The organism is Actinoplanes sichuanensis, assembly GCF_033097365.1.
Lineage (GTDB): Bacteria > Actinomycetota > Actinomycetes > Mycobacteriales > Micromonosporaceae > Actinoplanes > Actinoplanes sichuanensis.
Window position 1 is genome coordinate 10996752 of the sequence record NZ_AP028461.1, and the last position, 25967, is coordinate 11022718.

The 25967-nt window shown below is 71.4% G+C and carries 25 protein-coding genes; 18 read left to right on the top strand and 7 right to left on the bottom strand.

What is annotated here, in order from left to right; translation table 11 throughout:
* Window positions 1-46 precede the first annotated feature (46 nt).
* The 4 genes from Q0Z83_RS50625 to Q0Z83_RS50640 all read right to left on the bottom strand — a co-directional run bounded on the left by Q0Z83_RS50625 (window position 47) and on the right by Q0Z83_RS50640 (window position 4039).
* Window positions 47-760, bottom strand: coding sequence for an HAD family hydrolase (locus Q0Z83_RS50625; protein WP_317790725.1), 714 nt, complete (start codon window positions 758-760; stop codon window positions 47-49).
* The gene (locus Q0Z83_RS50630) at window positions 760-1512 is read right to left on the bottom strand and encodes an ROK family protein (RefSeq protein ID WP_317790726.1); all 753 of its coding nucleotides are present in this window, start codon (window positions 1510-1512) and stop codon (window positions 760-762) included. Before Q0Z83_RS50630 ends, Q0Z83_RS50625 begins: the two co-directional genes overlap by 1 nt.
* A gap of 56 nt (window positions 1513-1568) precedes the next feature.
* On the bottom strand, window positions 1569-2276 hold the full coding sequence (gene bioD, locus Q0Z83_RS50635; RefSeq protein WP_317797351.1) for a dethiobiotin synthase: 708 nt from the start codon (window positions 2274-2276) through the stop codon (window positions 1569-1571).
* A gap of 629 nt (window positions 2277-2905) precedes the next feature.
* Complete coding sequence (locus tag Q0Z83_RS50640) at window positions 2906-4039, bottom strand: 8-amino-7-oxononanoate synthase (protein ID WP_317790727.1); 1134 nt, start codon at window positions 4037-4039, stop codon at window positions 2906-2908.
* Window positions 4040-4123: 84 nt separating this feature from the next.
* On the opposite strand from Q0Z83_RS50640, the gene bioB reads away from it, so the two are divergent.
* Window positions 4124-5119, top strand: a complete 996-nt coding sequence (bioB, locus tag Q0Z83_RS50645; RefSeq protein ID WP_317790728.1) for a biotin synthase BioB — start codon at window positions 4124-4126, stop codon at window positions 5117-5119.
* Window positions 5119-5286 (top strand): biotin synthase auxiliary protein BsaP, encoded by a 168-nt coding sequence (gene bsaP, locus Q0Z83_RS56100; protein WP_449701851.1) that lies wholly within the window; start codon window positions 5119-5121, stop codon window positions 5284-5286. The genes bioB and bsaP overlap by 1 nt, the downstream gene beginning before the upstream one ends.
* Before the next feature lie 128 nt (window positions 5287-5414).
* On the opposite strand, the gene Q0Z83_RS50650 is transcribed toward bsaP, so the two are convergent.
* Both Q0Z83_RS50650 and Q0Z83_RS50655 read right to left on the bottom strand, forming a co-directional pair.
* Complete coding sequence (locus Q0Z83_RS50650) at window positions 5415-6455, bottom strand: GNAT family N-acetyltransferase (RefSeq protein ID WP_317790729.1); 1041 nt, start codon at window positions 6453-6455, stop codon at window positions 5415-5417.
* A gap of 87 nt (window positions 6456-6542) precedes the next feature.
* Window positions 6543-7253, bottom strand: a complete 711-nt coding sequence (locus Q0Z83_RS50655; protein WP_317790730.1) for an ACT domain-containing protein — start codon at window positions 7251-7253, stop codon at window positions 6543-6545.
* Between the two features lie 400 nt (window positions 7254-7653).
* Between Q0Z83_RS50655 and Q0Z83_RS50660 the strand changes: the two genes are divergently transcribed.
* From Q0Z83_RS50660 to Q0Z83_RS50730, 15 genes are all read left to right on the top strand, one after another.
* A complete protein-coding gene (locus tag Q0Z83_RS50660) occupies window positions 7654-8358 on the top strand; it encodes a pyrimidine reductase family protein (protein ID WP_378079015.1) in 705 nt (234 codons plus the stop codon).
* Window positions 8359-8502: 144 nt separating this feature from the next.
* The gene (locus tag Q0Z83_RS50665) at window positions 8503-10248 is read left to right on the top strand and encodes an ATP-binding protein (protein ID WP_378079016.1); all 1746 of its coding nucleotides are present in this window, start codon (window positions 8503-8505) and stop codon (window positions 10246-10248) included.
* 20 nt (window positions 10249-10268) lie between these two features.
* Window positions 10269-11423: an exonuclease SbcCD subunit D gene (locus Q0Z83_RS50670; protein WP_317790732.1), complete on the top strand. Its 1155-nt coding sequence runs from the start codon at window positions 10269-10271 to the stop codon at window positions 11421-11423.
* Entirely contained in the window at window positions 11420-13909 is a 2490-nt protein-coding gene (locus Q0Z83_RS50675) for an AAA family ATPase (protein ID WP_317790733.1), read from the top strand. The genes Q0Z83_RS50670 and Q0Z83_RS50675 overlap by 4 nt, the downstream gene beginning before the upstream one ends.
* Window positions 13906-14880 (top strand): hypothetical protein, encoded by a 975-nt coding sequence (locus Q0Z83_RS50680; RefSeq protein WP_317790734.1) that lies wholly within the window; start codon window positions 13906-13908, stop codon window positions 14878-14880. Before Q0Z83_RS50675 ends, Q0Z83_RS50680 begins: the two co-directional genes overlap by 4 nt.
* Before the next feature lie 621 nt (window positions 14881-15501).
* Complete coding sequence (locus tag Q0Z83_RS50685; protein WP_317790735.1) at window positions 15502-16182, top strand: sigma-70 family RNA polymerase sigma factor; 681 nt, start codon at window positions 15502-15504, stop codon at window positions 16180-16182.
* On the top strand, window positions 16179-16952 hold the full coding sequence (locus tag Q0Z83_RS50690; protein ID WP_317790736.1) for an anti-sigma factor: 774 nt from the start codon (window positions 16179-16181) through the stop codon (window positions 16950-16952). Before Q0Z83_RS50685 ends, Q0Z83_RS50690 begins: the two co-directional genes overlap by 4 nt.
* Before the next feature lie 179 nt (window positions 16953-17131).
* The gene (locus Q0Z83_RS50695) at window positions 17132-17851 is read left to right on the top strand and encodes a hypothetical protein (RefSeq protein ID WP_317790737.1); all 720 of its coding nucleotides are present in this window, start codon (window positions 17132-17134) and stop codon (window positions 17849-17851) included.
* 38 nt (window positions 17852-17889) lie between these two features.
* Window positions 17890-18666, top strand: a complete 777-nt coding sequence (locus Q0Z83_RS50700) for a DUF4142 domain-containing protein (protein ID WP_317790738.1) — start codon at window positions 17890-17892, stop codon at window positions 18664-18666.
* A gap of 42 nt (window positions 18667-18708) precedes the next feature.
* Window positions 18709-19917, top strand: a complete 1209-nt coding sequence (locus Q0Z83_RS50705) for a Pecanex-like protein 1 (RefSeq protein WP_317790739.1) — start codon at window positions 18709-18711, stop codon at window positions 19915-19917.
* A 260-nt stretch (window positions 19918-20177) separates the two neighbouring features.
* Window positions 20178-21074: a DNA-3-methyladenine glycosylase family protein gene (locus Q0Z83_RS50710; protein ID WP_378079037.1), complete on the top strand. Its 897-nt coding sequence runs from the start codon at window positions 20178-20180 to the stop codon at window positions 21072-21074.
* A gap of 57 nt (window positions 21075-21131) precedes the next feature.
* The gene (locus tag Q0Z83_RS50715) at window positions 21132-22409 is read left to right on the top strand and encodes a hemolysin family protein (RefSeq protein WP_317790740.1); all 1278 of its coding nucleotides are present in this window, start codon (window positions 21132-21134) and stop codon (window positions 22407-22409) included.
* A 46-nt stretch (window positions 22410-22455) separates the two neighbouring features.
* Window positions 22456-23022 carry a GAF domain-containing protein gene (locus Q0Z83_RS50720; RefSeq protein ID WP_317790741.1) on the top strand — a complete coding sequence of 189 codons (567 nt, stop codon included), beginning with the start codon at window positions 22456-22458 and terminating at the stop codon, window positions 23020-23022.
* Window positions 23023-23072: 50 nt separating this feature from the next.
* On the top strand, window positions 23073-23249 hold the full coding sequence (locus Q0Z83_RS50725) for a hypothetical protein (RefSeq protein WP_317790742.1): 177 nt from the start codon (window positions 23073-23075) through the stop codon (window positions 23247-23249).
* A gap of 43 nt (window positions 23250-23292) precedes the next feature.
* On the top strand, window positions 23293-24198 hold the full coding sequence (locus Q0Z83_RS50730; protein WP_317790743.1) for a diacylglycerol/lipid kinase family protein: 906 nt from the start codon (window positions 23293-23295) through the stop codon (window positions 24196-24198).
* Here the strand turns inward: Q0Z83_RS50730 and Q0Z83_RS50735 are convergent.
* Window positions 24191-25288: an MBL fold metallo-hydrolase gene (locus tag Q0Z83_RS50735; protein ID WP_317790744.1), complete on the bottom strand. Its 1098-nt coding sequence runs from the start codon at window positions 25286-25288 to the stop codon at window positions 24191-24193. The two genes, Q0Z83_RS50730 and Q0Z83_RS50735, sit on opposite strands and share 8 nt — an antisense overlap.
* A gap of 89 nt (window positions 25289-25377) precedes the next feature.
* Between Q0Z83_RS50735 and Q0Z83_RS50740 the strand changes: the two genes are divergently transcribed.
* A complete protein-coding gene (locus Q0Z83_RS50740) occupies window positions 25378-25956 on the top strand; it encodes an LURP-one-related/scramblase family protein (RefSeq protein WP_378079017.1) in 579 nt (192 codons plus the stop codon).
* Window positions 25957-25967: the final 11 nt, after the last annotated feature.

Genomic DNA, 25967 nt, shown 5'->3' on the forward strand with positions numbered 1-25967 from the left:
GCGGCGTCCGCCGCGTGCCACGGGATCCGGCGTAGGTCGTACCGAATCAGAGGTTGAGAAGTTCGAAGCCGTCGGCGACGGTGACGTCCGGTTCGGCCTGGTCGCCGCCGGAGTCCTCGCGGCCGGACGGCATCAGGATGGCCGTGCCGATGTCGGCGCGCCGGGCGCACGCGATGTCGCGCCGCCGGCTGTCGCCCACGAACCAGCAGGCCGACGGTGCGATGCCGAGGGCGTCGGTGGCATTCCAGATCATCTGCGGGTTGGGTTTGCGGACGCCCGCCTCGTCGCTGTAGACCTGCACCGCGAAGAGCCGCCCGACCCCGGCCTTGGCCAGGTAGTCGCGGTGCGCCGCCCCGCAGAGCGTGTTGCTGACGACGCCGAGCGGGACATCCTTCGCCGCGCAGGCGGTGAGGAACTCGGCGATGCCCGGCCGCAGTGTCCAGCCCTCACGCCACGCCCAGTCGTAGCTGAGGCGGGTGATCTGACCGCGGACCCTGGCCTGGGCCAGCGGCGGCCAGTCGTGGATCACGAACCGATCCCAGACGGCGAGATGCGACAACTCGTCCGGCCAGTCCTCGTCACGCCACGCGGCGTAGGCGGCGGCGCCGTCGATCAGCGACTGCTGGATCCGGCCCGGGGAGAGCGCGCCCTCGATCAGGTTGTAGAGGCGCAGCACCAGATCGGGACGCTCGGCCCGGAACGGCGCGTCGGCGAGGACCCCGCCGAAGTCGAGCAGGACCGCCGCCGGCCGGATCACCATCAGCGCTGCCCCAGCGTCCAGGCGCGGACCCCGCCGACGATGCCCGCCGTGTTGGGCACCACGACCACGTCGTCGCCCATCCGGGCCAGCTGCGTCGGAGTGATCAGCCGGGAGTTGCCGCCGCCCAGGTAGACCCGGTCCCACAGGAAGACCGGGCGGAAGCCCTCGACCACGTTGCGCACCCGGCGCGACCAGAGCGCGTCGCCGAGCCGGCGGCGCTCATGCTCGCCGATGTACGTGTCATAGGACATCCCCCACCGCACCGGGGCCTGCGACATCTCCAGGTGCGGGGCCAGCTCCCCCCCGTCGAAGAGCGCGCAGCCCAGCCCGGTGCCGAGGGTCAGCACCAGCTCACAGCCGGTCCCGGCGACCACCCCGGCGCCGTGCACCTCGGCGTCGTTGAGCACCAGCGTGGGCAGCCCGAACGCGTCGGCCAGCGCGGTCCGTGCGTCGAACCCGTGCCACGCCTGCACCAGCTCCGGATCGACCTTGGTCCGCGGCCCGGACCGGGTCACGTAGTGCGGGGTCGCCACCACCACGCCGTGCCGGATCATGCCGGGCATGCCGACGGTGACCCGGTCCGCGTGCGGCAGCTGCTCACCGAGGGAGACCAGCGTCTTGACGAACAGGTCGGGTGGCAGGGGATAGGGCGTCGGCACCCGGATCGGCTGGGCCCGCATCGTCCCGGCCTCGTCGAGGACGGACCCCTTGATGCCGCCGCCGCCACAGTCGATCGTCAGGGTGAATGCCACCCGGCCAGTGTGCATGCGGATCACCTCCCCGGACAGTGATTGTGCCGGGTGTCCGGTCAGCCCGCCTCCTCCGCCCAGACCCGCCAATTGTCCAGAACCCCGTGCAGCGCCGGCGTCAGCCAGCCCGGCGCAGACCGCCGGAAAACACCCGGATCCATCGATCCGGCACCCGCCGGCAATGCTCCGACCAGGTGCGGAACGAGCTCGCCGAGATTCGCCCAGTGCACCAGCTCGGGCTCGGCCGGCCAGGCACCGAGGATCACCTTGGCGTGCACGCCGCGACGATCCAGCGCCTCCAGGGTCAGCGCGGTGTGATTCAAAGTACCCAGTCCGGCGCGCGACACCACGATCGTTCCGGCGCCGAGCGTGGTGGCCAGATCGGCGAACGTCCACGCCTCCCCGGACGGTCGTAGACCCATCGGCACCAGCAGGCCACCGGCACCCTCGACCAGCACCAGGTCGTGTTTCGCGGCCTCCGCACGGACCGCGTCGACCACGTCGTACAGGTCCAGCGGGGGCAGCCCGGCGACCTTGGCCGCGGCGAGCGGGGCGAGCGGCTCCGGGTACTCGGAGAGGGTCCGCACGGTGTCCGGTGCGGCCAGGCGGGTGACCACGTCGGCGTCGGTCGGCGCGCCCGTCGCGATACCTGTCTGACCGGGTTTGATCACGGCGACCCGGAGACCGGCGGCCTGGGCGGCCGCGGCCATCGCGGCGGTCGCGATGGTCTTGCCGACCTCGGTGTCGGTGCCGGTGACCAGCACGATCCCATGCCATTCCGGCGGATCCGAGGCCTTCTCCGGACCGCGTTCCTCTTCCTCATTCGGTACGGACGACGGCCCGGCCGCTTCGACGAGAGAGGTCTCGTCGCCCGGCCCGGTGTCGAGGTCAGGTCCCGCGATGTCGCCTTCGTGTGGTTCCGCCCCGGTGCCCGGCTCGACCGGTCCTCCGGTGTCCGGTCCCGCCTCGCCGGGCGTGGTGGCCGTCGCCGTGCGGCCGGTTTCGGGCTCCGCAGCGCTGGCCGTCTGCGGACTCGCGGCGCCGCCTCCGGTCGGGTCCGTGGCGCCGCTTCTGTTCGGGTCCGCGGGGCCGCCTCTGTTCGGGTCCGCCGCGTCGTCTTCGCTCGGGCTCGTGGTGCCGCCGAAGACCGGTGTGACCACCCGGTCGGTGTCTGTTTCGGTCGAATCATCGGACCGTGGTGTCACCGGGACCGGCCGTGGCTCCAGTCGATGCCCGCCGCCGTGCGCCTGCAACGGATCCGGCGCCGCCGAGACCACCCGGACCGGCGCCGGCGCGGCGACCGGAAGCCCGTGCCCGCCCCCTCCACGCTCGGGCCGTGGCGGCGGCGAGACCAGGGACAGGTGGGGCCGGGATGTCGCCTCAGGGGGGTCGGCGGTCATGGTGCGCACTCCAGGATCACGGTCAGGGCTCGGGCGAAAGCCTCCTCGGGGACGCCCGCGTTCACGGTCAGGCGAAGTCGCGAACTGCCGTCCGGAGTCGACGGCGGCCGGAAACAGCCCACCGCCACCCCTCGATCACGGCAGTCGGCGGCCCAGGCCACGGCGGCCTCCGGGCCGGGGGCGGGCACCGACAACACACCGGCCGCCGGATCACCCGCGGGCCGGCCGGCGGCCCGCAGACCGGCGGCCAGCCGGGCGCCCCGGCGGAACAGCACGGCACGCCTGTCGTCGGCGGCCCGGGCCACCTCGACGGCGGCGAGCACCCCGGCGACCACGGCCGGCGGCGGGGCGGTGTCGTAGATGAAGCTGCGCCCGGTGTCGACCAGGTGCCGGACCAGCTGACCCGGACCGGCCACCACGCCCCCGGCGCCACCGAGCGATTTGGACAGCGTGGCGGTGACGATCACGTCGGGCGCACCGGCCAGGCCGGCGGCCGCGACCCCGCCCGCCCCCGACGCGCCGAGCAGGCCGAGGGCGTGCGCGTCGTCGACGATCAGCAGGGCGCCGCGGGCCGACGTGACCGCGTGCAGGGCGGCGAGCGGGGCGAGATCGCCGTCGACCGAGAACACCGACTCGGTGACCACGGCGGCCCGGCCCGGATGCGCGTCGAGCAGGGCGGCCACGGCGGCCGGATCGTTGTGCGGCGCCACCTTCACCGGTAGGCCGGAGATCCGGCAACCGTCGATCAGGGACGCGTGGTTGTAGGCGTCGGAGACGACCAGGTCACACACCGCGGACAGGGCCCGGACCACGGCCAGGTTGGCCAGATAACCGGAGGAGAAGACCAGCGCCGACTCGCAGCCGATCCAGCCGGCCAGGGCCTCCTCCAGGGCGGCGTGCGGGTCGGTCGTGCCGCGGACCAGACGTGAGCCGGTGGCGCCCAGACCGTACGTCTCGAGGGCCTGCCGTGCCGCGTCGACCACCCGGGGGTGATCGGAGAGACCGAGGTAATCGTTCCCGGCCAGATCGATGACCGTGTCACCGGCCGATCGCGGCCGGAGGTGACGGGTGAGCCCCGCCTTGGCCCGCTCGTGGGCCAGCCGGTCGAGCGTCTCCAACCAGTCCGCCAAGACACCCCCATTGATCACCAGACTGGCAAACTATCACCCAGCTCCGACAGTCCTACCGGACTGGGAACTCTGTAGGGTACGGGCATGCCAGAGATCCTCGACCACGCCCGTACCCGGGTGCTCGACGACGGCGCCGGCCTCGACGAGGCAGGCCTCCTGGAGGTTCTTCGTCTACCCGACGAGGACCTGCCGGAGCTCCTTCAGCTCGCCCACGACGTCCGGATGAAATGGTGCGGTCCGGAGGTCGAGGTCGAGGGCATCGTCTCGCTGAAGACCGGTGGCTGTCCCGAGGACTGTCATTTCTGCTCACAGTCGGGCCTGTTCGCATCCCCCGTCCGGGCGGTGTGGCTCGACATTCCCTCCCTCGTGGAGGCCGCGAAGCAGACGGCGGCCACCGGAGCGACCGAGTTCTGCATCGTCGCCGCCGTCCGCGGGCCGGACAAGCGCCTGATGGACCAGATGCGGGCCGGTGTCCAGGCGATCAAGGAGGCGGTCGACATCCAGGTCGCCGCCAGCCTCGGCATGCTCACCCAGGAGCAGGTCGACGAGCTCACCGAGATGGGTGTGCACCGCTACAACCACAACCTGGAGACCTGCCGCTCCTACTTCCCCAACGTGGTGACCACCCATTCGTGGGAGGAGCGCTGGAGCACGCTGACCATGGTCCGGGAGTCCGGCATGGAGGTGTGCTGCGGCGGCATCCTCGGCATGGGGGAGACGCTGGAGCAGCGGGCCGAGTTCGCCGCCCAGCTGGCCGAGCTCGATCCGCACGAGGTCCCGCTCAACTTCCTGACGCCCCGACCGGGCACCCCGTTCGGTGACCGTCCGGTGGTCGAGGGGCGTGACGCGCTGCGCGCCATCGCCGCGTTCCGGCTGGCCATGCCACGGACCATCCTGCGGTACGCGGGCGGGCGCGAGATCACCCTGGGCGATCTGGGCACGCGCGACGGCCTGCTCGGTGGCATCAACGCGATGATCGTCGGCAACTACCTGACCACGCTGGGCCGCCCGGCGACCGCCGACCTGGAGCTTCTGAAAGACCTGAAGATGCCGGTCAAGTCCCTGTCGGCGACCTTCTGATGTACTGCGATCGCTGTGGCGAGCCCGGCACACACCCGGGGTGCGCGGCCGCGCGCGAGCTGGAGCCGCCACGTTACTGCTCCGACTGCCGCCGCCGGATGAAGGTGCAGGTGGTTCCGACCGGCTGGACCGCCACCTGCGTCGAACACGGCGAACGCCGAGGCTGACCCGGCCCGACCGGGGTCGCTGCGCGCCGCGCTGGATGAACAGCCAGGGTGGAGACCCTTGGGTGGCGGCGGGCGATGCCCGCCGCCACCCCTCTCACCCACGCACCCGGAGGTGGCGGGAGACCGGATCACGCCGAGGTGGCGGGGGTCTCGTCGTTGACGCGTGGGCCGGCCGTCCGCAGGGTGACGGTGACCATCGCGCCGTCCCGCTCGATCGGCCCCGCGCCGACCCGCCGCAGCGTGCGCAGCATCGCCGCGTTGCCCGCTCCGATGTGGGCGACCACCGCCGCCACCCCGATCTTCGCGGCGTGCGCCCGGAGCCGCCGGAGCAGCGCCGTGCCGAGGCCGCGCCGCTGCCAGTCGTCGGCGACCAGCACCCGGACCTCACCGAGATCACCCTCGGCGAGAAGGGTCGCCATGGCCACCACCGCGCCGCCGGGCGCGACCGCGAGCAGGGTCAGCCCACCGGCCGGCTCCAGCAGCCGCCGCAGCCGGCCGTCGACCGGAACCCCGGCCGGGTAACGCTGCCGGAGCGTGGCGGGGGAGCACTCGTCGTGGAACTCGCCGACCGCGGCCACATCGTCCGGCCCGGCGGCGCGCAGCACCATCTCGGCGCCGTCCGGCAGGAGCAGGGAGACCTGCTCGCGGTGCCGCCGGTGGACCGCCGTGGCCACCTCGACCAGCGCCTGGGCCCGGGCGAACTCGGCCGGGGTGAACGCGGGCAGCGCCCGGAGTACCTCCAGTGAGCCGCCGGCCGGGTCGGTCAGCGTCATCCGCCCGCCGTGGAAGCCGGGCAGGTCACCACCCTGGGGCCGCCACCGCACCTCGGTCGCGTCGAGCAGGGTGACCAGCGCCTCGCCGAGCGAATCCGGCTCGTGGACGAGTCGCCCGGCCAGCGCCAGCGACCGGGTCGGCTGATCGGCCAGCCCCTGCGCCTCGGCCCGGGCCACGAACGCGTCGCGCCCGCGGCCCTTGGCCACCGCGGCCAGCAGATCAGCCTCGGTCAGCTGGTCCGGCGCGTCCACCAGGAAGTCGTCGACCGCGCCGTCCTCGGTGGTGTGCACCTGGACCGCGAGGATGTTCACCGACCGCAGGGCCAGGCTCGCGGTCAGCACCGAGAGGTAACCGGGCCGGTCGTCGACCGTCGCCCGAACACGCCACAGGGCCATCTGGGGCACTCCTTTCCTCCGCTTCCAGAGTGCACCCCCGTTGTTGCGCGGGTATTGCTTGAGCTGCGAAAACCGGGGTTAGGACGATCACACCCGGTTGGCCGCGGCGGGCGCGGAGACGGAGTCCAGCCGGTCGCCGAGGATGACCGCGGCGGCGCGGACCAGCTGGGCCACCCGATCCACCTCGGTGACGTGGAAGGCGGCGGCGGGCAGATCGTCCTCGTCGGTCCGGGCGACGACCAGCACCAGGCCACCCCGGCCGAACGGGGCCACCGCGTAACGCGCGCCACCCGGCTCGGCCATCGGGCGGGCCCGCAGCGGGGTCACCTCGGGCAGGTGCAGCGGAGCCGGGGCACGCCAGCTCGCGTAGACGACGGCCGGTTCGCTGCCGCCGCCGGATCCGCTGCGCGCGGCCCAGTCGGCGGGCACCATGGCGGCCGCGGCCCAGTCGGCGGCGAGCAGCCCCGGAACGGCGTCGACCAGCGTGGCCAGGCCGTCCACCGGGTTCGCCGCGACCTGGGCGAGCAGCTCGGCGTCGTGGCCGCCGTTGACCGGAGCTCCTATCGCCTTCCACACGCCGTCGACCTGCACGCCCGGGATGGCGGCCAGGCCGGCGAGGAGGCGCTCGACCCGGGTCGCACCGGGCCACACGACGGTGAAGTCGTCGACGGCCCGGCCGCCGAGCCGCTCCAGCACCACGACCTGGACGATGTCGGCGCCGGCCACCCCGAGGGTGCGCGCGACCTGCCCGAGGGCGCCGGGACGGTCCGGTAGGGTGACTCGAACCCGCAGCAACATGTAACTCCTCCCGTCGCGACGGCCGGTGGCGCCGTCCCTGTTGAACAGCCTGCCGACCTGGCGTTTCGGACCCGTTGCGTGGCCGTGTCCCGGCCGTCAAGCCAGCGTGATATGCCCGGAATCACAACTCAGAGTAGAAGTCCGCGCCGGTCCGGGCGGTTTGCCGGTCGGGTGTCGGACAATGCCGTACTCCCGGAGGGTGGATCATCGTCCCAGAATCCGGGAAGTGGCGACCGGGTGCGGACCGCGGGCGGCACGGGCCCGCTGGGGTTAACGTCAAGGGCATGATCTGCAAGGACTGCCGGGAGCGGCGGCACGAGGACTGCCGGGGCGCGTCCTGGTGCGACTGTCAGCACCGCAAGCCCGAGCCGACCCCGCCGGTCACCGGCCCGCCCGGCCCGTGATCTTCAACCGGGACGAGTTGCTCGCCCACTATCCGCGCGCCGCCCACCCGGTCCTGCGGGCGAACTTCATCGCCAGCGCCGACGGGGCGGTCTCGGTCGACGGCGTCTCCGCAGGCCTCCAGGGCCCGGGCGACAAGGAGATCTTCGACCATCTGCGTACGGTCTGCGACGCCCTGATCGTCGCGGCCGGCACGGTCCGCGCCGAGCGGTACGACGCGCTCCGCCTGGCCGGGCCCGCCCGGGCCTGGCGGCGATCCGTCGGGCTGCCCGACTTCCCGCTCATGGTGATCGTCTCCGGCTCGCTCGACCTCGATCCGGAGCAGTTGATCTTCTCGGACGCGCCGATCCGTCCGATCGTGCTGACGCACCGCTCGGCGCCGGCCGACGCCCCGGTCCGGTCGGTGGCCGAGGTGATCCCGGTCGGTGACGACGAGGTCGATCTGGCCGCGGGGGTTCGCCTGCTGCGTGATCGCGGTGCCGGCCAGCTGCTCTGCGAGGGCGGGCCCGGCCTGTTCGGCGCGCTGATCGCGGCTGACCTGATCGACGAGCTGTGTCTCACGGTCGCCCCGCTGCTGGCCGGCGGTCCGGCGGGCCGGATCGCGCACGGCACGCCGGCGCCGCCGCGGCGGATGTCGCTGCGGCACTCGCTCACCCATCAGGACATGCTTTTCCTGCGGTACGCCCGTAAAGTTCCGAATTGAGAAGTATCTCGATACCGGCCGATCGGTGCACATCAGGGCGCGCCTCCGTTATCCGGTCAAGATCTTGTGCATAACTCTGTGGATGGACACCAGAAGTTGTGGACAACGAAGGGCGCGGGCATTTTGTCGTACCACTGAGGCACCATGATCCCCGTGTCTGACGAAACTTCCCCCGTCGGGCGGGTGCTCGGAACAGCGGACGCGACACCGCTGCAGTTCTGGACGGCCGTGACCCCGGGCAGCTACCTCCAGCTCGACGACGTCGTGGTGACCAAGCGCGATCTGCCGGACCGTGAGCCGGTGACGATCGCCGGCGTGGTCACCCAGGTGCGCGCGCGCCACGAGGGCGCCCAGTTCGACTCGGACGTGTTCGCCATCGCCGACGGCACACTGCCCGCGATGGTGCAGGAGGCGGCCGAGATCACCACCACCCGGGTCGACCCGGAGCTCTACGTGCCACCGGCCCCCGGCGCGATCGTGCACCGGGCCTCGGGTGACGCCCGTGACGCGGCGCTGCACTTCGACCGGATGGAGCGGCGGGTCCCGATGGGCACCGGCCGTGACGGGGTGCCGGTCTTCCTCAACGCCGACTTCCTCGACGGCACCCGCGGCGCGCACGTGTCGATCTCCGGCATCTCCGGCGTGGCGACCAAGACGAGTTTCGCCACGTTCCTGCTGTATTCGGTGTTCCGGTCCGGTCAGCTGGGCGCCGACGGCACCAACGCCCGCGCGCTGATCTTCAACGTCAAAGGCGAGGACCTGCTCTTCCTGGACCACCCCAACACCAAGCTCGACGACCGGACCCGCGAGGCGTATGCGCTGTTGGGTCTGCCCGCCGCCCCCTTCCCGGACGTGCGGGTCTACGCGCCGCCCCGGGCCGGTGACTCCTCCGGTGCGCCCGACGTGGCCAGCCGGCTCACCGGGGTGGACGCGTTCTACTGGACGCTCGCCGAGTTCTGCGAGCAGAAGCTGCTGCCCTATGTGTTCGCCGACGCCGATGACGAGCGCCAGCAATACACGATGGTGGTGCACTCGGTGACCGCCCATCTGAACCGCTACGCGGTGCCCGCCGAGGGCGGCATCAGCATCGACGGTAAGCGGATCAGCTCGTACCAGGATCTGGTCGATCACGTCGTCGAGCAGCTCACCGACGACGACACCAGGTCCACCTGGGCGGGCAGCGCGGTCAACATGGGCACGGTCAACGCGTTCGCCCGCCGGCTGATCGGCAGCAAGCGCGACCTGTCCCGGCTGATCCGCGGCGACCTGGCCCAGCGCCGCCCGCACCGGATCAAGACCGCCGACAGCGCCCAGGTGACCGTGGTCGACCTGCACAACCTGCCGGACCGGGCGCAGCGGTTCGTCGTGGGTGTGACGCTGAAGACCGAGTTCGAGGAGAAGGAGAAGTCGGGCACCGGCCGCCCGCTGCTCTTCGTGGTCCTCGACGAGCTGAACAAGTACGCGCCCCGGGAGGGCTCCTCCCCGATCAAGGAGGTGCTGCTCGACATCGCCGAGCGGGGCCGCTCGCTCGGGGTGATCCTGATCGGCGCCCAGCAGACGGCCAGCGAGGTGGAGCGCCGGATCGTGACCAACTCGGCGATCCGGGTGGTCGGCCGGCTGGATCCGGCCGAGGCGTCCCGCCCGGAGTACGGATTCCTGCCCCCGGCCATGCGCCAGCGTGCCCTGCTGGCCCGGCCGGGCACGATGTTCGTGAACCAGCCGGACATCCCGGTCCCGCTCTGTGTCGAGTTCCCGTTCCCGGCCTGGGCCACCCGCAAGTCGGAGTCCGGCCCGCCGCCGGCCGAGACGCTCCGGTCGATCGTCCAGGGCGCCGACCCGTTCGCGGTGATAGGCGGGCGTGCCTCAGCGGACGACGACATTCCGTTCTAGCCGGAGACTAAGGTTCAGCGATGCGCATCCTGCACACCTCCGACTGGCACGTCGGCAAGGTTCTCAAGGGCAAGAACCGCAACGAGGAGCACATCAAGGTTCTCGCCCAGGTCGTCGAGATCGCCCGGGCCGAGCGTCCCGATCTGGTGATCGTGGCCGGTGATCTCTACGACACCGCCGCGCCGACGGCCGAGGCGACCCGGCTGGTCACCCGGGCCCTGTCCGCGTTGCGCAAGACCGGCGCCCGGGTGGTGGCGATCGGCGGCAACCACGACAACGGGGCCGCGCTCGACGCGTTGCGCCCGTGGGCCGACGCCGCCGGGATCGAGCTGCGTGGGTCGTACCCCAAGGGTGATCTGAATGATCTTCTGATCGAGGGGACGACCGAGAGCGGTGAGCGGTGGCGGCTCGTCGCGCTGCCCTTCCTCTCCCAGCGGTATGCGATCCGCGCCGCCGAGATGTATGAACTGACCGCCGCCGAGGCCAATCAGACGTACGCCGACCTGGTGGCCCGCCTGATCGCCAAGCTCAGTGAGCCGTTCGCGGAGCCGGGCGTGGTCAACCTGCTCACCGCCCACCTGACCATCGTCGGCGCGAGCGCCGGTGGCGGTGAGCGCGAGGCGCACACGATCATGGGCTATGCCGTGCCGGCCACGGTGTTCCCGGCGAACGCGCACTACGTCGCCCTGGGCCACCTGCACCGGAACCAGACGGTGATCTCCCCGTGCCCGACCCGGTACTGCGGCAGCCCACTCGCGATCGACTTCGGCGAGGAGGAAAATGTCTGCTCGGTCGCGATCGTCGACGTCTCCACCGACAAGGCGGCTCATGTCCGTGATGTGCCGGTGACCTCGGCGCTCACCCTGCGGACCGTGCGCGGCACGCTGGAGCAGCTCGCCACGGTGAACCTTCCGGACGCCTGGCTGCGTGTCCTGGTGCGGGAAGCGCCCCGGCCCGGCCTCCGCGAGGACGTGCAGGAGCTCCTGCCGAACGCCCTGGAGGTGCGCATCGACCCGGACATGCTGCCGAGCCGTGACGGTGCCCGCAGCGCCGAGCGGGCCGGCCGGTCCCCGCGCGAGCTCTTCGGCGACTACCTGGACAGTCGCGGCAACGCCGAGGAGGGCGTCCGCGAGCTCTTCGACGCGTTGTACGACGAGGTGAGCAGCAACAAATGAGGCCACTGAGGCTCGACATGGCCGGGTTCACGGTCTTCCGCGACCAGACGACCGTGGATTTCACCGACGCCGACTACTTCGCCCTGGTCGGCCCGACCGGCTCGGGCAAGTCCACCGTGCTGGACGCGATCTGTTTCGCCCTCTACGGCACCGTTCCCCGGTGGGGTGGCGCCCGGGGGATCGGCAACGCTCTCGCGCCGTCGGCCGCCGAGGCCCGGGTCCGCCTGGTCTTCGAGTCGGCCGGGGACCGGTTCGTGGCGACCCGGGTGGTCCGCCGGGACGGCCGGGGCAACGTGAAGACGGCGGGCGCCGGGCTGCAGCTGATGCCGCCCGGCTTCGACGTCACCAAGCTCGACACCGGCATGGACCTGGAGGATCTGGGCGAGGTGCTGGCCGGCACCCCGGCCGAGATGGACGCCGCCGTGCTGGATGCGGTGGGCCTGCCCTACGAGCAGTTCACCAGCTGTGTGGTGCTGCCGCAGGGCCAGTTCGCCGACTTCCTGCACGCGAAACCGGCGACCCGCCAGCAGATCCTGGTCAACCTGCTGGGCCTGCACGTCTACGAGGAGGTGCAGGTCAAGGCGGCCGAGCGGGGAAAGAGCGCGGAGGCCAAGCTGACCGTCGTCGAGCAGCAGCTCGGCACCCTGGAGGACGCCACCGACGAGGCCGTCGAGCAGGCCGCCGCCGAGCTGGAGCGGATGCGGGAGCTGACCGTCGCGGTGGAGGCCGCCGTGCCGGGACTGCGCGCCGCCCGGGAGGCCGAGGTGGCCGCGTCCGAGGCACGGGACGCGCTGGACGCCGAGCTGGCGGCGCTCGGCTCGGTGCGTACCCCGGCCGGTCTGGAGGAGGCGGCCGGCGCGGTCGCCGCGGCGCGGGAGTCGGCCGACCGGGCGGCCGCCGAGGTGCAGGCGGCCGAGGAGGCCGAGGAGAAGGTCCGCGGTGAGCTGACCGCGGCGGGTGACCCCGGGCAGTTGCGGGTGGCACTGGACCGGCACACCGAGCTGAGCCGCCTGATCGAGCAGGAGGAGTGGTTCGCCGGCAAGGTGTCGGTGGCCGACGTCGAGTACCGGGACACCCAGGCCGCCGCCGAGCTGGCCCACGCCCAGCACCTCGGCGCCCAGCAGCTGCTGGAGCAGGCCCGACAGGACTACCGGGACGCCCAGCAGCGGGACCGGGCGGCGGCGCTGCGCGGTCACCTGAACTCCGGGGACGCCTGCCCGGTCTGCGAGCAGACGGTGAGCGTGGTGCCGGAGGTGCCGCGGGAGTCCGCGGTCCGGCTCGCCGAGCAGGCCGGCAACGTGGCCCGCGAGGAGGCCGAGTCGGCACAGGCCCGCTGGCGCGAGCGGGACGCGGTCGCCCGCAACGCGGCGTTCGACCTGGAGCGCAAGCGCGGGCAGTACGAGCATCACCTGACCCGGCTGGCCGAGGTCCGCAAGGCCGTCGAAGCGCTGCCCGGGGTGGACTCGCTCCAGCAGCGGCTGACCGAGATGAGCGTGCTCCAGCGCCGGCTGGAGGACTCCGGCACCGCGGTGCGCGGGGCGCGGGAGGCGCTGCGCACCGCGCAATCGGTGGTCCGTTCGGCCGAGGAACGGCAGCGGACGGCCTGGCGCACGTTCGACTCGGCCCGAGACGGGTTGGCCCGGTTCGGTCCGCCGCCGGCCGACCGGGACGACCTGGCCGGCGCCTGGCGGGCTCTGGTCGACTGGGCGGCCGGGGAGCACGGCCGGCGCCGGGCCGCGCGCGACGAGGCGGAGAGCCGGGTGGCCGCCGCGCACCAGCAGACGGTGCGGGCACGGGCCGACATCGTCGACCTGTTCACCGCGGCCGGCGTGCCGGGTCCGGCGTCCCCGGACGAGGCCGGGCTGATCCGGGCCGCCGCGGTGACCGCCGAGCGGGCCGGTGCGGCCTGGCAGCGGCTGACCGAGCGCCGGGAGCAGGCCCGGGCCGCCCTGGCGCAGCGGGACGCGTTGCTGCAGGCGAGTCGGGTGGCGAAAGCGCTGGCCGGGCACCTACGGGCGAACAACTTCGAGCGCTGGCTGTTGGAGGAGGCGCTCGACCTGCTGGTCGACGGGGCGTCCCGGATTCTGCGGGAGCTGACCGGCGGGCAGTACGAGTTGTTCCATGAGAAGGGCGAGTTCGCCGTCGTGGACCATCACGACGCGGGGCTGCGGCGCGGCGTGCGGACGCTGTCCGGCGGTGAGACGTTCCAGGCGTCGCTGGCTCTGGCGCTGGCCCTCTCCGAACAGCTGGCCGGGATGAGCACCACCGCGGCCAGCCTGGAGTCGATCGTGCTGGACGAGGGCTTCGGCACCCTGGACGCGGCCACCCTGGACGTGGTCGCGGCGACTCTGGAGAATCTGGCGGCCCGCGGCGACCGGATGGTCGGCCTGGTCACCCATGTGCACGCGCTCGCCGAGCGGGTGCCGGTCCGGTTCGAGGTGCACAAGGACGCGCGTACCGCCCACGTGGAGAGGGTCGGCCTGTGACCAGGATGTTCGTCGACGCGTGGGACCCGTCCTACGGTGCCTCCTTCGAGGGCGGCGACGGCGGTGGGGACGGGCCCGGCTCGTCCAGCAGCGCCCAGGTCGACGTCGACGTGGAGGTGCCGGCCGCCGAGTGGGCGCCGATCGACGTGTCCCGTACGGCCACCGTGCCGGACGTGGTGTTCCTGGTCGACGGCGTGCGGCGCAACGACGCCGGGCTGTGGACGGCCGAGGAGGACGGCACCTCGTACGCGGGGCTGGCCGCCTCGTACGCCGCCGGGGTGGTCCGTTGCGACCTGGCTCGGGGCGCCGCCGAACTGGTCGGCGCGCGGGTGGCCCGGGGCCTGTTCACGGCGAGCCCGTCGGCCACCGATGTGCAGGCGGGTTCGGTGCGCTACGAGGTGCACCGGGTCGGTGGCAACGGCGAGGCGAGCAAGCTGCCGGCGGCCGTGCAGGGCCCGCTGACGGCCCTGGAGATCGAGATCTCGGCGGCGGCCCGGGACGGTGGCTCGGACGGGGCCGATCTGCTCGTGGTGGACGGCCCGTTGCGTAACCGGCGTCAGCTGCCGCGCACGATCGGCTATGTGAAGACCCAGCAGAAGCACTATCTGCCGGCCGCACAGGAGGCGATCGTGCCCCGGCTGCGGCCGAGCCAGCGAACACCGGTCTTCCATCTGGGGTCGGTGTGGGGCGGCTGGTCCTGGTATCTGCGGTTGCCCGGCGCGTCGGGCGCCCCGTGGTCCGGCATCGTGCGGGTGGAGTGCTCGCCGGAGCTGACCGCGGAGCAGGCGATCGAGCTGGCCGACGTGTCGGTGGCGACGTTGCCGCGGTTCGCCTCGTCGGCGTACAAGGATCCGCGCGCTCCGCAGAACCTGGTGCCGATCGCGGGCCTGGAGCGGCGCCTGCGGGGGATGTTGGGCGACGCCCGGGTCCTGCACCGAGCGTTGTCTCTGGCGACCAGTCACACCCGCTGAGCGACCTGCTGTCTGTGCTCGTGCACATATCCTTCCCGCCACGTGGGTCGGGGCGATCTCACAAAAGTTCGCCCCGTCCCGATTGCTGAGACGCCGATCCGTATCCCGGAACGCCGATGCGGATCGGCGGGTGCCGTCGGGCCGGCTCGCGCTCCGTGTCCCCGTGACTGCCCGCAGTGGCTCTCGCCGCAGGGCCGTCAACTGCGGAATCGGAATTGGGAGCGCTCCCCGACGGGTGTCGCCCGAAAGGGTCCGACCGTCATTCGAGCATCCCCCGTTCGGGTCGCCGGAGCGCTCATTCACCGCACATTACGCACGTGTGACGACGGAGCGGAATCGCTCGTTCACGCTGCGAGATCACGCTCTCCGCCGACAGCGAGAATTATTCTCGGGGACATGTCCAGGGCCGATTGTCACTGAGTAGTATTCGCCCTTACCTGGCGTCCCAATCGGCGTTGATCAATACGGACAGTGATCGGCGGCGGGGTACGCCCTACCTCTCGAACGCAGCGGAGGACCGTTGAGACCAAGTGTCCCGGAAATTCTCGCCCCGGCTTTGATCCCGGCCGGGCCTCCCGGCCGTATATCGGGCGACGGGGAAAGGTCCGGGCGGAGGTATCGATGCATGCGGTGGCCGAGGATCGGCTCGCGCCGGAGAGGGTGCGTGTGATGGCACGGCAACACTCCGGTGGTAGGTGGCAGGCTCTCGACGGCGGCAACAACCGCGACGAGGGCACGGTGATCCCGCGGCAGTCCCCGCGGCACGAGGCCGCTCCGAACAGCACGCCGGGTCACGAGGACACCCTCGTGCGGTTGCTGTACGAGGAGCACGCGGGCCCGTTGCTGATGTTCGTTCTGCGGCTGACCGGCGGTGACCGGCAGCGCGCCGAGGACATCGTGCAGGAGACGCTGCTCCGCGCCTGGCGCAACGCGCACCGGCTCGGCGCGCAGGGACAGCAGTCCCTGCGTCCGTGGCTGGTCACGGTCGCCCGGCGGATCGCCATCGACGAGCATCGCAGCGCCAACGCCCGCCCCGCCGAGACGTATGATCGGGAGCTGGAGAGCTTCCCGACCACGTCCGACGAGACCGACAAGGTCCTGCAGTCGATGACGGTGTCGGACGCGCTCCGGCAGCTCAGCCATTCGCATCGGGAGATTCTCATCGAGACGTACTTCCGCGGGCGCACCGTGCCGGAGGCGGCCGAGGCGCTGAACCTGCCGCTCGGCACGGCCAAGTCGCGGGTCTACTACGCGCTGCGTGCCCTGCGCACCGCGCTTCAGCAGCGGGGGGTGACGGAATGACGCAGGACCAGCACTACGACGTCGCGTCCTACGCCCTCGGCATTCTGGACGACCGCGACGCGGCCAGCTTCGAGGACCACCTCATCGACTGCGCGCAGTGCGCGTACGAGTTGGAGTCGTTCGTCGAGGTGGCGGATGTGCTCGCGACCGTCGACGGAGAGGCCTTCGAGGCCGCCGAGCGTGCCGAGCGTGACGGCGCGGTGCTGAACAAGATGCTGCGCGAGGTCGGCGTGGAGCGGCAGCGGGCCAACAGCCGCCGGCTCTACTCGCTGGCCGCCGCCGTGGTGGTCTTCGCGATGCTGTCGATCGGCGCGCTCTTCGCCGGCGGTCAGTGGCTCGCACCGGACGGCAACTCCCCGGCCGGCGGCGGCACCGCCGAGGCGGGCAGCGCGCTCGACCCGCTGCCGGCGCCCGGCGTGGCCATCGGTGGCACCAAGCTCCCCGGTGACAACTACACGGCCACCGACACCCGGTCGGGTGTCAGCGCCGTGGTCGGCCTGCTGAAGAAGGACTGGGGCACCCAGGTCTCCTTCGCGGTGTCCGGTGTCACCGGTCCGAAGGAGTGCGCGCTGTACCTGGTTCGCCGGGACGGCACCTCGGAGAAGGTCGCGGCCTGGACGGTCGGCAACAGCGGCTGGGGCACGGCGGCCAATCCGACCCCGTTGATGCTCCAGGCGGTCACCAACACCCCGACGGCGGACATCGCCCACGTGCAGGTGCAGGAGATCACCGCGAGCGGTGCGGGGGAGACCCTGGTTCGCGTTCCGTAACCGTACGAACACGGAAATGGCCCGGTCGCTCAGCGACCGGGCCATTTTTCACGACCGGGGTCCTCCAATTACGTGCCGGACGGCCGGAAGGTTCAACCGAAAAAACATTGATTTGATCGACCCGAATGTTCAACCGCCTTGAACCTCGCTCCGTACTACAGCCCGGAAATGCCAGAGCCATGAATCAGCTGGAGGGCCCCGTGGCACCGGAGAAGCGGAAGTTGAAGGTTCTCGGCGCGTCGTTGGTTGCGGCGATCGCACTGACCGGATGCGCCCCGGCCGGACTCGACACCGCCGACTACGGAAACGCCGCTGAGCCGGCATCCAACGACGTAGTGGCCACCCCCGGCGCGACCGCCGGCGCCGAGCCCGAGACCGACCCGAGCGCCGAGGCGACCGCCGAGGCGGCGCCGGGTGACGCGAACACCCCGGAGATCAGCGAAGAGCTGACCACCACCGAGCTCAAGGCGACCAAGGTCGCCCGGATGGGCACCACGGTTCAGGACCAGAACGGCTTCGTCCTCTACCGGTTCGACAAGGACGAGGACAGCCCGGCCAAGTCGAACTGCAACGACGACTGCGCCAAGATCTGGCCGGCGGCGCTCACCAACGACGGCGAGCCGAAGCTGAGCGGCGTCGACGAGTCCCTCGTCGGCACGGTCACCCGCGCGGACGGCACCAAGCAGCTGACCCTGAAGGGCTGGCCGCTCTACCGCTACATCGGCGACAAGAAGGCCGGTCAGTGGAAGGGCCAGAACGTCAGCGGCACCTGGTTCGTGATCCAGCCGAACGGCACCAAGAACCTGACCTGCCTCCCCGCGGTCTCCAAGCCGGTCGCTCCGCCCGCCGACGACGCCTCAGGTGGCGAGGCCGGCTCCGGCAGCGACTACAGCTACTGACCCAGGCACTGGCACCGGAAAGGTTTGGAGGAGAACACATGAGGACCCGCCGGATCCCCCGTTGGCTGCTCGCCACGCTGGCGCTGTCTCTGGCGTTCATGGTGACGCCGGCCGGAACGGCCCACGCCGCCGACAACCCCGTGCCGATCCCGCCGAACACCGGCCTCACCGACAGCGGCAAGGGTGTCGTCAGCGCCGCCGACAGCGACTTCGTGGTCAAGGTCCGCCTGGCCGGTCTCTGGGAGATCCCGGCCGGAAACCTGGTCGCGGAGAAGGGGTCGAACCCGGTCATCAAGAAGATCGGCGCGGACATCGCCAAGCAGCACGAGTCGCTGGACGCCCTGGACCGCGCGGTCGCCGAGAAGCTCGGCATCATGCTGCCGAACGGGCCCAACGGCGACCAGCAGGCCTGGCTGGACGAGATGGAGAACGCCGCGACCCCGGAGCAGCTCGACCAGATCTTCATCGACCGGCTCCGGGCGGCACACGGCAAGATCTTCCCGGCGATCGCCACGATCCGGGGCACCACCCGCAACGACTCGGTCCGCAAACTCGCCCAGCAGACCAACCAGTTCGTGATGACGCACATGACGCTGCTGGAGAGCAGCGGCATCGTCGACTACGCCGCGCTGCCCACAGCGCCGGCACCGGCGGCACCCGGTCAGGGCCCCGTGCCCATCGACAACCAGATGCTCCTCGCCGCCACCGAGGGCCAGAGCGTCCCCGGCCTCAGCAACACCGTGATCCTGTTGGTCCTCGCTGCCGCGCTGGTGGTCGGGGTCGTCACTACCATGCGCATCTTCCGCGCGCGGTAGTCAAACATCGCCCACCCACGGCGACAGAGAAAGGTGTCACCCATGCGAAGGTCCAAGTACCGGCGCGCCAACTCCCCGGCGTGGTTCAGCGGTCGGCGCCGCATAGTCGTCGTCGCCGCTGCCGCCCTGGCCGCGTTCGGTGGCGTCGTGACCGTCACGCAGATCTCCAACGCCGCCACCGAGGGGGACGCGGTCACCGACCAAGCCCTCGCGGCGTGTGGAAACCTGCAGGCGCCGGCTCGGTCCCGACTCTCGACGCAGACCCGGAAGGGCACGTACACCACGAACAACGGCCAGGTCACGCAGCATGCGGACGACGGCGCCGGCGACGTGGCGACGACCGCTCAGCTCCAGGCCCGCTGCCGTGAGTGGGTCACGAACAACGTGTCCAGCACCACCGACGCGAACACGCTGGCCCGTCGCGGCCGTGGCAACAACAACGGCGGCAACAACAACGGCGGTAACAACAACGGCGGCAACCAGGGCAACAACGGTGGCAACCAGGGCAACAACGGCGGTAACAACAACGGCGGCAACGCCGGCGCCAGCCCCGCTGCCAGCTCCGCCGCCGCCACCGCGCCGGCCGACAACGGCAACAACAACGGCGGCAACAACAACGGCGGTAACAACAACGGCGGTAACAACAACGGTGGGAACAACAACGGCGGCAACAACGGTGGTGGCGCGGTCACCCCGCCGCCCGGTGCCGGCCTCGGTGTCCTCACCAACAGCTGTGACACCTCCAACCTGGAGGACCACGACGGTTTCCAGAAGGGCAACCGGTGCGTCTCGACCGAGTTCGGTGAGGTCGGCGCGGCCGGGAACAACCCCACCCTGCTGATCACCAACGCGCCCCGCCAGGTGAACCGGAACACCCCGTTCACCATCCAGGTGAGCACCCGGAACCTGATCCGTGACCGCTTCCTCGCGGCCGGCCAGGGTGGTTACTACGTGGAGTCCAGCGTTCTGCAGAACGGCCTGGTCCGCGGTCACTTCCACACCGCCTGCCGGATCCTGGACAACCGCAACGCGGCGCCCGCTCCGGACCCGGTCCCGGCGTTCTTCGTCGCGACCGAGGACAGCCGTGGTGGCGCTCAGCCGGACACCGTCGCCATCCAGGTGCCGGGCCTGCCCCAGGCGGGCGAGTTCCAGTGCTCCTCGTGGGCCGGTGACGGTTCGCACCGTATCCCGATGATGGAGCGCGCCAACCAGACGCCGGCCTTCGACTCGATCCGAGTCCGGGTCCGCTGACCGGCACGACCACCGCGGAACCGAAGCCGTTCCGCCGGAGCTGAACCGGTCCGGGTTCTCCCGAACCCGGACCGGGCCCCCCATCAGCGCCGGTGGGCGTCCTTCCCCCTGCCGGACGTCGGCGGAGGTTCCGTACAGGGTGACCGGACCTTTCTCGGGTGTCCGGTCACGGCCCGATGGCCCTGACCCCGGAGCATGGTCAGGGCCATCGGCGTGCCCGCCGGGAGGTGGCCGGGAAGTGGCATAGTTGCGCGGTGACCGTGACCCGCCGGCTGAGCCCACCCGAGCGGTATGCCTTCGGCCCCTCGGTTCGGCCGCTGCTCGTGCCCAAGCACGATCCGTGCGGCGTCGTCCGCGAGGACGGGTTCTGGCTGGCCATGCGCACTCCGGAGGGTCCGGCCACGCTTCACCTCACCCGTGGTGCCGGGGAGTTGGTGGCGACCGCCCACGGGCCCGGTGCGACCTGGGCCGCCGACCGCGCGGACGCGGTCGCCGGTCTCCGTGACGACGTGAGCGGTCTCCCGGCCTTGGCGGCGCGCCATCCGCTGGTCGAGCGTCTGGCCAAAACCTTCTCGGGGGTACGGCTACCCGCGACCGGCCTGGTCTTCCCCCGCCTGTTGCGCGCGATCCTGGAGCAGAAGGTCACCGGCAAGGAGGCGCACCGGTCGTACCGTGCGGTCTGCCGGCATTTCGGTGATCCCGCTCCCGGCCCGGTCGATCTGGTCCTGCCACCCGATCCGGTCGCCGTGGCGGCCACTCCCTACTGGGTGTTCCATCCGTTCGGGGTGGAGCAACGCCGTACTCAGGCCCTGTTGCGGGCCGCCCAGGTCGCGGCCCGACTGGAGGAGTGCGCCGACGCGGCCGAGGTGACGGCCCGGATGACGGCGCTGCCGGGCATCGGCCCGTGGACCGCGGCCGAGACGGTCCGCCTCTCGCACGGCGACGCCGACGCGGTGAGTGTCGGCGACTTCCACATCCCCAACACGGTGGCGTATGCGCTGGCCGGTGAGGCGCGCGGCACCGACGAGCGGATGCTGGAGCTGCTGGAGCCGTTCCGCGGGCACCGTGGCCGGGTGTGCGATCTGCTGGCGCTCGGCGGGATCAGCGCCCCGAAGTTCGGTCCCCGGATGCCGCTGCGGTCGTTCTCCAAGTTCTGACCCGCATCGGTCGCTAAGTTGTTCGGGAATGTGTGATTTGTCCCGAAGGGCGAAGTGATGGATGGCCTGGGCGTTCCGGTCCTTCTGGTGTTCCTGCTGATCCTGTTCAACGCCGCGTTCACCGGCAGCGAGATGGCTCTCGTCTCCCTCCGCGAGGGCCAGGTGCAGCGCCTGGAGCGGGAGTCCCGGTCCGGTCGGGTGCTGGCCCTCCTGACCCGGGACTCCAACCGGTTCCTCGCCACCATCCAGATCGGCATCACTCTCGGCGGGTTCCTCGCCGCCGCGGTGGCCGCCAAGACCTTCACTCAGCCGCTGCAGGCGCATCTCGGTTTTCTCGGGTTCGCCGCGGAGCCGGTCGCCACGTTCCTGACCACTCTGGTGCTGACCTTCGTGACCCTGGTCCTCGGCGAGTTGGCGCCGAAACGGATCGCGATGCAGCGGGCCGAAGGCTGGGCCATGGTGGTGGCCCGGCCACTCGACGTGCTGTCGAACATCTCCCGCCCGGCCGTCTGGCTGCTCGGAAAGGCCACCGACGTCGTGGTCCGGTTGGCCGGCGTCGACCCGCACGCCCAGCGCGACGAGGTCACCACCGAGGAGATCCGCGATCTGGTCGCCGCCCAGCAGGAGTTCTCCGCCGAACAGCGGACCATCATCTCCGGGGCGTTCGAGATCGCCGACCGGATCCTGCGGGAGATCCTGGTGCCCCGTCGCGACGTGCTCAGCCTGCCCAGCGGCCGGCCCGCTGCCGAGGCGCTGCGTGCGCTGATCGACGGTGGGCACTCCCGGGCCCCGGTGATCGGCCCGGCCGGGCTGGACGACGTGATCGGCGTGGTGCACCTGCGTGACCTGGTCGGGGTGGACTGCCCGGTCGACGATCTGGCCCGACCGCCGCTGTTCCTGCCGGAGACGCTGCGGGTCACCGACGCCCTCAAACAGTTGCGCGCCGAACGGCAGCCGCTCGCCCTGGTCGTCGACGAGCGTGGCGCCATCGAGGGCATCGTCACCATCGAGGATCTGGTCGAGGAGATCGTCGGGGAGATCTACGACGAGACCGACCGGGACGTGGCGGCGACCGTCCGCGAACCCGACGGCGCCCTGCTCATGCCCGGCTCGTTTCCCATTCACGACCTTCCCGACGTCGGCTTCCACGGCCACCATCAGGAGGACGGCGACTACACCACGATCGCCGGGATGGTGCTGGCCAAGCTGGGGCACATCCCGACCGGGCCGGGCGAGGTGGTGACGCTCGCCGAGTTCACCGCCGAGGTGACCGAGGTGACCGGCCGGGCCATCACGGGCGTACGCGTACGTGCTCATCCCTCGGAAAACGACTGACGATCTGTGCGATTCCAGGGACGGTTCCGGGCATAGGCTCCCGTCCATGACAGAGTCGTCGAACGCCTACGAGTACCTGGACAACGTCGACCCGCGGGAGCAGGCCCGGCTCGCCGCCGTGCGCCGATACCGGCTTGTCGACCAGCCGGTGGAGGACGCTTACGACCGGATCGCCTTCGTGGCGGGCGCCCTCTTCGGCACGCCGATCGCCACCGTCTCCCTGGTCGAGCAGGACCGGGTGTGGCTGGCCGCCTGCCAGGGGCTGACCGGCGTCCGGGAGGTCGGCAAGGAGCCCGGCCTGTGCGCCTCGGTGATCGCCCAGGACGACGTCTACGTGATCAACAACGCCGCCGTGGACCCGCGCACCCTGGAGCACCCCCTGGTCCGGGGCGAGTTGGGGCTGCGGTTCTACGCCGCCGCGCCGATCCGCACCCACGACGGCTACCGCCTCGGCACCGTCAACGTGATCGACAGCGTGCCGCGGGAGACCGACCGGCGTCAGCTCACCGCCCTCCAGCATCTGGCCTCGATCGTCGCCGACGAGCTGGAACTGCGGCTCATGGTGATCCGTAGCGCGGCCGCCGAACAACGCATGCGGGAGACCGTGAACTGATCATGCCGAGTGGGTATTCGGACGGCATGATCTGGAGCTTCCTTCGCAGAATGGTTCTGACCGCCGTCCTCGTCCCGCTCGGCGTGGCGGGCGCCCGCAAGCTCGGTGACGTGGTGGAGCGTCGTCGTGGTCCGAACAACCGGGCCTCGCGCTGGCTCCGGCAGGGCGCGGACACCGCACAAACGATCTTCGGTCGGAAGAAGCGGCGCCGTTTCGGCTTCCGCTGAGCACTGGTTTCGGGTGGCCCCCGGATCGGGTAACGGCGGCGACATGCGAACACCCCGCACGATCGCCGTCGTTGCCCACCAGCGGAAGACCCTCGGTGGCGGCCTCGACGAACTGCGCCGGCTGCTGACCGGTCGGGACATCGAGAAGCTGCTCTGGTACGAGGTGCCGAAGAGCCGCAAGGCGCCGAAGAAGGTCCGCAAGGCCCTCCGGGAGGGCGCCGACCTGCTCGTCGTCTGGGGCGGCGACGGGATGGTCCAGCGCACCCTCGACGTCCTCGCCCAGGAGAAGGGCGGGTCCAGGATCCCGGTGGCGATCATGCCGGCCGGCACCGGCAACCTGCTCGCCGGCAACCTGGGCATCCCCACCGACCTGGCGAAGGCGGTCGACATCGCCTTCACCGGGGAGCGCCGCCGCTACGACCTGGGCCGGCTCGGCGGGGAGCACTTCGCGGTGATGGCCGGGGTCGGCTTCGACGGCGCGATGATCAAGGACGCCGACGGGGCCCTCAAGGACCGGCTCGGCAAACTCGCCTACGTCTGGACCGGGCTGCGGCACGTCAACGGCGAGGCGCCGCACGCGACGATCCGGGTGGACGGCGCCGACTGGTTCGACGGCGAGGCCAGCTGTGTGCTGATCGGCAACGTCGGCACCATCACCGGCGGCATCCACGCCTTCGACGACGCCGTCCCCGACGACGGCTGGCTCGACGTCGGCGTCGCCACCGCGCAGAACGCCCTCCAGTGGGCGCGTGCCCTCGGCACCATGGCGGTCAGCCGCTCCGACCACTCACCGTTCGTCCGGACCACCCGGGCCCGCCGGATCGACGTCACCCTGGCCTCGAAACTGGAGTACGAGCTGGACGGCGGCGCCCGCGCCAAGACCAAGCGGTTCACCGCCGAGATCGTCCCCGCCGCCGTCCGGATCTGCGTACCCGGAGAGGTCAGCTGATCTGCTGCCACCAGCCGTCGACGGGCGGCGGGTTGTCGACGTCGACCCGCTCGCCCGGCCGCGGCACGGCCAGGGCCACGTCCCGCGCCTTCGCCTCCCGCCAGGTCCGGTCGGCCGGCTCCGACCAGTCGTGCAGGGCCAGGTTGAAGGTCGCCCAGTGCACCGGGATCAGCAGGCCGCCGCGCACGTCGACGTGGGTGGCCACGCCATCCTCGGGCGTCATGTGGATGTCCGGCCAGCCGTCCCCATACGCCCCGATCTGCACCAGCGTGGCGTCGAACGGCCCGAACTCCGCGCCGATCTCCGCGAACCCGGGGAAGTAGCCGGTGTCGCCGGAATAGAAGACCTTCCGCGTCGGCCCGTTGATCACCCAGCTCGCCCAGAGCGTCTCGTCCCTGGTCAGGCCGCGGCCGGAGAAGTGTCGCGCGGGCGTCGCCACGAACTCCACCCCGGCCACCACGGCCCGCTCCTGCCAATCCAGCTCGACGATCCGGCCGGCCGGCACGCCCCAGCGCTCCAGGTGCGCCCCGACGCCCAGCGGCACCAGGAATTTCGCTGCCTGCAGGTCGGCCAGCGTCTGGATGGTCACCATGTCCAGGTGGTCGTAGTGGTCGTGGGAGATCACCACGGCGTCGATCGGCGGCAGGTCGCGCAGTGCCACCGGCGGCTCGTGCAGTCGCCGCGGGCCGGCCAGCCGGGACGGCGAACATCTGTCGCTCCACACCGGGTCGAGCAGGATCCGGCGGCCCTCGATCTCGATCAGGGCGGACGAATGCCCGTACCAGGTGATGTGAAGTCCCTGCGCGTCGCCGCCGGCGACCGGTGTGACGAGCGGGACCGGAAGATGCGGACGCCGGGCCTCCCGGCCGGTGGCGGCCGCCACCGCGAGCCGCGGCATGGACGCGGCGGTGACCTCGGTGGCCGGCACCGTGTTGCGGAATCGGCCGCCGGAGTACTGCGGCGACGACTCGACCCGGGACCGCCGGGAGCCGGAGGCCCGTCCCCCCAACTGTGCGGGAATGTCGCGGGCGGCCCACACCGCCGCCGCGGCCAGCGCCAGAGCCATCACGGTACGCGTTCGTTTCGCCATGGTCTCAAGTCTGACCTGCCACGGTTCGTCACGGCCACCGCCGCCCTCAGCATTGCCTCAGCAAGTGACCGGTATGACACACTCGCGCGGTGACGCAAGACACCCTTCAGCAGCAGACACACCTCATCGTGCGTCAGCGCATCCGCCTCATGGTCAACCAATACGAGGTCCACGCCGTCTCCCCGACCGGAGACGAAGCCGGCATCCTCGCCTTCGCGCAGCAGAAGCGGCTGGCGTTCAAGGAGCAGGTGACCCTCTACACCGACGACACCAAGCAGTACCCGGTGCTCGGTTTCAAGGCCCGTCAGGTCATCGACCTCGGGGCCACGTACGACGTGTTCGACGCGAACGGGCAGCCCATCGGCCTGTTCCGGAAGAACTTCGCGGCCTCCCTGCTGCGGTCCAGCTGGGTCGTCGAGCAGCCCGGCTACGGCGAGATCGCCGGGCAGGAGCGCAACCCCTGGGTCGCGGTGCTGCGGCGCTTCATCGACTACCTGTCGTGGCTGCCGTACCACTTCGACTTCACCATCCAAGGCCGGCCGGCCTTCTCGGTGGTGCGCAAGTGGGGCCTGAAGGACACCTACCAGGTCAGCATCTACGACCAGTACCTGGACCGCCGCCTCGTGGTGGCGATGGCCGTCGCGTTGGACGCCCTGCAGAGTCGGTAGATTCTGCGGGC